Source organism: Streptomyces sp. NPDC055189 (genome assembly GCF_053606765.1).
In genome coordinates this window covers 1-6455 of the sequence record NZ_JBSGSG010000170.1, presented here as the reverse complement: position 1 = coordinate 6455, position 6455 = coordinate 1, and the positions used below count along the sequence as shown (strand labels likewise).

Genomic DNA, 6455 nt, shown 5'->3' with positions numbered 1-6455 from the left:
CGGCGACGGTGACCGCCTCGGGGGCCTGCGGTGACTGGGCGAGCAGCGCGATGCGGTGGGCGGCCCCACGCGGGGATCACGGGCACCCGCGGGATGCGGGGCGCCCGGCGGCGGACACCAACGCGTCACAACACAGCCACAGACCCCCCAAGCGACCAACACGCAGCGGATGATGCCCGTTCAGCATCCGAACACCCATGGGGGGAACCATGACCGCCCGCGGAGCCGCCTGCGCCGCCCTGCTCGCCCTCGCAGCCCTCACCACCGGCTGCAGCAGCGGCAGCAGCGACGACAAGCCGCAGCCCACCGTCACCGCCACCAAGACCGTCGACCAGGCCGCCGCACGCAAGGCATGCGTCACCGCCTGGGCAGACCTCATCAAGGACAGCCCCGACGCAGGCATGGACGAGGAGCCGAGCCCCTGCCAAGGCCTGCCCGAGGGCGACCGGATCGACCGCTACATGGAAGGCCTGCAGCAGCTCAACCGGGCCAACCGCGACGAGCTGCAGGACTGCCTCGACGACCCGACGTGCACGGAGGCCCCCGCGCCGTAGATTGGTGGGAGGTGGCGCCCGTGGCCGGCAACCCGCGCAACGGGCGCCCCTACCGCCGCCTCGTCGACTGGCTCCGAGCCCAGCGACTCCCCTGCTGGTGGTGCGGCCACAACATCGGCTACGAGCTGGACGCCCGGCACCCGTTGTCCTTCACCCTCGACCACGAACAGCCGCTCTCGCGAGGCGGCTCGCTCCTCGACAAGGCCAACGCCCGGCCCGCGCACCGTCGCTGCAACAGCAGCCGCGGCAACCGCACAGCGTCACCGAAGCCCAGCCCCCGGCGACCCCAGCTGAGGTGGTGACGGTCCGTGCTGTACATCGTGACCGGACCGCCGGCCGCAGGCAAGACGAGCTGGATCGAGAGCAGGGCCAAGCCCAGCGACATCGTCATCGACCTCGACCGCATCACCCGCGCCCTCGCCGGGCCAGGCGCCCCCAACTGGAACCAGGACCCGCTCCTGCTCCGCGTCGCCCACAAGGCCCGCTACGCCGCGATGTTCGAGGCGTTCGAGCACCGCGACAAGGTCGACGTCTACCTGATCCACACCATGCCCACCTCGAAGTGGCTCGCCCGCTACCGGCGCATGGACGCACAGATCATCGCCGTCGACCCCGGGCGCAGCATCGTGATGGCCCGCATCGAGGCCATGCGAGACCCCGAGATGCGCAGGGTGGCCACCCGCTGGTACCGGTCACGATCGGCGACGAAGACCGAGACGACGGGCGCGACGCTCGAATGGTGATCAAGGCCCCGACTACTTTTTGAGCGCAAGACCGGGCGACCCAAACGCCCTTGTCGCCCGATTTTTTACACGGGGCCTGTACTCGCTAATCCGCCGAGGCGAACGCCAGCGATTTAGCAGGCGGTCACCCTCCGTGACGTGACTCTCAGTGACAGGTCGGGGGTGATCATGGCTACCAACGTCGAAGGGACCGCCGCCGAAATTGCACGGCTCCGGGTCGGCGATATCGCCCCTGGCCTGGCGCAACTCGCCCTCACCCTCGCCCAGGTGATGGACGGGAAGGACGGGGCGACGGCGAAGGCGAACGCCGCTCGCGAACTACGGGCCGCGCTCGAGGCCCTGCACAAGCTCGCGCCGGTCGCCGAAGAGACCGACCGGGTGGACGAGCTGGCCAGGAAGCGGCAGGACGGGAGGCTCCGTGCTCGCCGAGCCTGAACTGCTGCGCGGTGCCCAGCGGCCCCGCCTGTTCACCGCGCCGCCGACGTTCCTGTCCTCGGCTGGCCGGGAGGCGGTCGAGCTGGCCGCGCACGCCGGCCTGGACCTGATGCCGTGGCAGCAGCACGTCCTGGACGTCGGGCTGCGGGAACGGGAGGACGGCCAGTGGGCGGCGTTCGAGTGCGCCGTGAACGTGCCCAGGCAGAACGGGAAGGGCGGGGTGATCGAGGCCAGGGAGCTGGCGGGGCTGTTCCTGCTGGGCGAGCGCCTGATCATTCACAGCGCGCATGAGTTCAAGACGAGCCGAGTCGCGTTCCAGCGGATCCAGTCCCTGATCCTCGGGTGCCCTGACCTGCGGAAACGCGTCAAGCGGATGTTGAACAACACGACGGAGACGTCGATCACGCTGACGACGGGGCAGTCCCTGCAGTTCATCGCCCGCTCCGGCGGCTCCGGCCGTGGCTGGACCGGCGACTGCAACATCCTGGACGAGGCGATGATCCTCGGCGACGACGCGATGGGCGCGCTGATGCCGACGATGTCCGCCGTCGAGAACCCGCAGCTCTGGTACCTGGGCAGCGCCGGAATCGGCGCCCCCTCGGTGCAGCTGGCCCGTCTGCGGCGCCGAGCCCTGGCCGCGCTGGAGGCCGGGAAGCCGGACCCGTCCCTGGCCTACTTCGAGTGGTCGGTGGACCCGCACCTGGACGAATGCCCGCCCGGCTGCACGGAGCACGACAGCTCGGACGATCCGGCGTCGTGGGCGAAGGCGAACCCGTCGCTGGGCCTCCTGATCACCCCGGAGTTCGTCCGGAACGAGCGGGCCTCGCTGGGGTCCAGCGGCATCTTCGAGCGTGAGCGGCTCGGTGTAGGCGACTACCCGTCCGACGAGGCCGACACGTGGCAGGTCATCGCCGAGGAGGCGTGGCGGGCCCTGGCCGTCGGGGACGTCTCGGCGGTCGCTGAGGCGCGGCAGGCCGGGCCGGTGGCGCTGTCCATCGACATGACCCCGGAGCGGTCGCACGCGGCCATCAGCGCAGCGTTCCGGTACCTGGGCGGCGTGCACGTGACGGTCATCGACCACCGGCCCGGTACGGGCTGGATCCTGGAGCGCGCCAAGGAACTGCACGGGAAATGGAACCCGCGGTGCTGGGTGATCGACGGGGCGGGGCCGGCCGGGTCGCTGATCGGCGACCTGGAGGACAAGGAGACCGGGCTCGGAGTGACAGTCGTGCAGCCGAAGGCGCGGGAGATGGCCGCGGCGTGCGCCCAGTTCTACGACGCCGTAACGACGCAGACCCTGACGCACTTCGACGATGCGCCGCTGGCGTCGGCTCTGGCCGGCGCGCAGAAGCGGACGCTGGGCGACGCGTGGGCGTGGGCCCGCCGTATCCCGTCCGTAGACATCAGCCCGCTGGTGGCCGGGACCCTCGCCAAGTGGGGCCTGACCGCCGAGGTAGAAGAACCGCCGGGCGACATCCTGAACAACGTGTGGTGAGGGGGCAGTCGTGAAGTGGTGGCCCTTCCGCCGGACGGCGCTGAAGCGGGCGATCTCGTACCAGGACGTGTGGGGGTCGGGCTCGGACCCGGCCGTGCTGCGCGGCACCAGCCAGGAACGGGCACTGCGGCTGGGGCCCGTCTACGCGGCCACACGGCTGCTCGCGGACTCCGTGGCCTCCCTGCCTCTGAAGTTTTACCGGGCGGACGGAGAGGACCGGCAGCGGCTGCCATTGCCCCCGCTGTTCCGGCGCCCGGCCGCGGCTGGCTTCCGGTATGACTGGCTGCACCGGTGCATGACGTCGCTGACGCTGCGCGGCAACGCCTACGGGCTGATCGTCGCCTGGGGCCCGGACGGCTGGCCCAGCCAGATCGAGTGGCTGCACCCGGACGACGTGAGCATCCAGGACAACCTCGCCGCCGTCCCGGTCTGGTGCTACAAGGGCCGGCGCCTCGAGGACGGGCAGATGTTCCACATCCCCGCCTACACGGTGCCCGGGCAGATCCTGGGGCTGTCGCCGATCGCGTACTTCGCGACGACGACGGAGGCCGGGCTGCTGGCCAACCAGTTCGGCCGGGACTGGTTCGCCAACGGGTCCACGCCAAGCGCAGTCCTGGAGACGGACATGGCCGTGGACCAGGGCGCCGCGACCGTGCTGAAGGCACGGTTCAAGGAGGCCGCCCAAGGCCGGGACGTGGTCGCGCTGGGCAACGGCGTGAAGTACCGGGCGATCTCGGTGCCGGCGAACGAGTCGCAGTTCCTGGAGACCATCAAGGCGACGGCGAACCAGGTCGCCGCGATCTACGGGGTGCCGCCGGAGAAGGTCGGTGGTGAGACGGGTGGCAGCCTCACCTACGCCACGGTCGAGCAGAACAGTATCGACCTGCTGACGTGGACGCTGCGCCCGTGGCTGGCCCGCCTGGAGGAAGCGTTCTCCTGGCTGCGGCCACCCACCGAGGAGGCCCGATTCAACGCGAGCGCGATGCTGCGCACCGACACGCTGACCCGCTATCAGGCGCACCGTATCGCTCGCTCGATCGGGCTGAACAACATCGACGAGCTGCGGCGTCACGAGGATGAGCCGCCGCTGCCCGGCGGGCTCGGGCAGGACTACACGCCACTGGGCAATGTGGCCCCGGACGGAAGCGAGAAGAAGTGAACGGCGACAGTGAGCGTCGGTTCACGCGCGGCCTCGTCGAGGTCCGGGCGGCCGGCGACAGCAGGACGATCGGCGGGTACGCCGCGAAGTTCAACACCCTGTCACGCAACCTGGGCGGGTTCGTCGAGCGGATCGACCCGGGGTTCTTCGCGAAGTCCGAGGGTGACGGCTGGCCGCGCGTGATGGCCCGCTACAACCACGACAACAACATGCTGCTCGGCACGACGCGGGCGAGCACGCTGCGGCTGCAGACGGACGGCACGGGCCTGGACTACAGCGTCGACGTGCCGGCCGCCCGGGCGGACGTGTTCGAGCTGGTGCAGCGCGGCGACGTCACCGAATCCAGCTTCGCGTTCTACACGTTCGAGGACGACTGGGCGATGACGGACGACGGGTTCCCGGTGCGGACGCTGCTGTCCGGGCAGCTGGTCGACGTGGCCCCGGTCAACGATCCGGCGTACCTGGACACGTCCACAGGCCTGCGGTCCCTCGCTGAGAAGGCTGGCGCGGAGCTGGCCGAGGTGCGGGCGGCGGCCGAGGCCGGTGAGCTGAAGCGGTTCCTCGGGGCCCCGGCCCCCACGATCATCCCGCCGGGCGGGCAGGGCGACACCCACCCGCTCGTGGCGGTACGGCAGCGGCGCGCCGAGCTGGTGAAGCGCCGCACCTTCTGAGGCAGGGCGACACCCACCTCACCCACCCATCCACTGGCACCCCGGCGCACGGTCGCGGGTGTCGTCGTCATGCCCAGGAGGGCACATGTCCAGCCACATCAAGGCGCTGCAGGAGCGCCGGGCGAACATCTGGGAGCAGGCCAAGGCGCTGCTCGACACCGCCGAGAAGGAAAAGCGGGACCTGTCGGCGGAGGAAGAGGCGCAGTACCAGGCGCTGAACACCGACCTCGACAAGATCGACGCCCGGGCGAAGGACCTCCTCGAGGCGGAGCAGCGCACCAAGGACGCCGAGGACGCGTTCGCCAAGCTCCTCGCCAAGCCGGCCGACCAGCGGCAGCAGCCGCAGGAGCAGGACTCGGAGCTGCGCCGGTGGGCGCGCGGCGAGATGCGCGGCATCGACATCGCCAAGCCCGACGGGGTCAGCTTCCGTGACCTGACCAAGGGCACCGCGACCGCGGGCGGCAACACCGTGCCCACCACGTTCTACGGCCGCCTGATGGCCCACCTCATCGAGGTGTCCGGTCTGATGATGGCCGGGCCCACGGTCCTGAACACCGCCTCCGGCGAGACCATCGAGATCCCGGTGACCACGGCCCACTCGACTGCCGCGCTCACCGCCGAGGCCGCCAACCTGCCCAAGTCCGACCCGGCGTTCGCCAAGCGCACCCTGGGCGCCTACAAGTACGGCGTCCTGCTCCAGGCGTCCACCGAGCTGCTCACCGACACCGGTGTCGACCTGGAGAGCTACCTCGCCATGCAGGCCGGCCGCGCGCTGGGCAACGCGTTCGGCACCCACGCCATCACCGGCGACGGCTCCTCCAAGCCGACCGGCATCATCACCTCCGCGTCGACCGGCAAGACCGGCGGCACCGGCGCTGGCGGCGCGTTCACCGCGGACGACCTGATCGACCTGTACTACAGCGTCATCGCCCCGTACCGGAACAGCGCCTCGTGCGGCTGGCTGATGCGGGACGCCACCCTCGGCACCGCCCGGAAGCTGAAGGACAAGCAGGACCAGTACCTGTGGCAGCCGTCCATCCAGGTCGGCGTCCCGGACACGCTGCTGGGCAAGCCGGTCCACACCGACCCGAACGTGGCCGCTGTCGGCACGACCGCGAAGTCCGTCGCGTTCGGTGACTTCTCCCAGTACTTCGTGCGCATGGCGGGCGGGGTGCGGTTCGAGCGGTCCGACGACTACGCGTTCAACTCCGACCTGGTGACCTTCCGGGCGATCATCCGCTCGGACGGCCTGCTGGTCGACCAGACCGGAGCCGTGAAGGTGTTCGCCGGCGCCGCGACCTGATCCATACCTGCAGCGGGCGGCCACGACCCACCACCTCACGGGCCGCTCGTGGTCGGCCGCGGGCGCGATCACCCGCGTGGACATCAGCACGGACG

Annotated in this window: 8 protein-coding genes; all 8 read left to right on the top strand. The window is 70.6% G+C overall.

Annotated elements, in window-relative coordinates:
* The first annotated feature begins 209 nt into the window (after positions 1–209).
* The 8 genes from ACWFR3_RS46415 (at position 210) to ACWFR3_RS46380 (ending at position 6360) form a co-directional block, all read left to right on the top strand.
* A complete protein-coding gene (locus tag ACWFR3_RS46415; RefSeq protein ID WP_365421788.1) occupies positions 210–554 on the top strand; it encodes a hypothetical protein in 345 nt (114 codons plus the stop codon).
* Between the two features lie 20 nt (positions 555–574).
* Positions 575–856, top strand: coding sequence for an HNH endonuclease (locus ACWFR3_RS46410; protein ID WP_365421791.1), 282 nt, complete (start codon positions 575–577; stop codon positions 854–856).
* A gap of 6 nt (positions 857–862) precedes the next feature.
* Positions 863–1297, top strand: coding sequence for a hypothetical protein (locus ACWFR3_RS46405; protein WP_375852296.1), 435 nt, complete (start codon positions 863–865; stop codon positions 1295–1297).
* A 168-nt stretch (positions 1298–1465) separates the two neighbouring features.
* Positions 1466–1732, top strand: a complete 267-nt coding sequence (locus ACWFR3_RS46400) for a hypothetical protein (RefSeq protein WP_375852297.1) — start codon at positions 1466–1468, stop codon at positions 1730–1732.
* On the top strand, positions 1716–3227 hold the full coding sequence (locus tag ACWFR3_RS46395; RefSeq protein WP_375852298.1) for a hypothetical protein: 1512 nt from the start codon (positions 1716–1718) through the stop codon (positions 3225–3227). Before ACWFR3_RS46400 ends, ACWFR3_RS46395 begins: the two co-directional genes overlap by 17 nt.
* 10 nt (positions 3228–3237) lie before the next feature.
* Positions 3238–4386: a phage portal protein gene (locus ACWFR3_RS46390; protein ID WP_375852299.1), complete on the top strand. Its 1149-nt coding sequence runs from the start codon at positions 3238–3240 to the stop codon at positions 4384–4386.
* Positions 4383–5057: an HK97 family phage prohead protease gene (locus tag ACWFR3_RS46385; protein WP_375852300.1), complete on the top strand. Its 675-nt coding sequence runs from the start codon at positions 4383–4385 to the stop codon at positions 5055–5057. The genes ACWFR3_RS46390 and ACWFR3_RS46385 overlap by 4 nt, the downstream gene beginning before the upstream one ends.
* 85 nt (positions 5058–5142) lie before the next feature.
* Entirely contained in the window at positions 5143–6360 is a 1218-nt protein-coding gene (locus ACWFR3_RS46380; protein ID WP_376183990.1) for a phage major capsid protein, read from the top strand.
* Positions 6361–6455 lie beyond the last annotated feature (95 nt).

Bases quoted from the DNA above. Each gene is read 5' to 3' on its own strand.
- ACWFR3_RS46415 (WP_365421788.1), top strand. From the start codon at position 210: ATGACCGCCCGCGGAGCCGCCTGCGCCGCCCTGCTCGCCCTCGCAGCC.
- ACWFR3_RS46400 (WP_375852297.1), top strand. From the start codon at position 1,466: ATGGCTACCAACGTCGAAGGGACCGCCGCCGAAATTGCACGGCTCCGG.
- ACWFR3_RS46380 (WP_376183990.1), top strand. From the start codon at position 5,143: ATGTCCAGCCACATCAAGGCGCTGCAGGAGCGCCGGGCGAACATCTGG.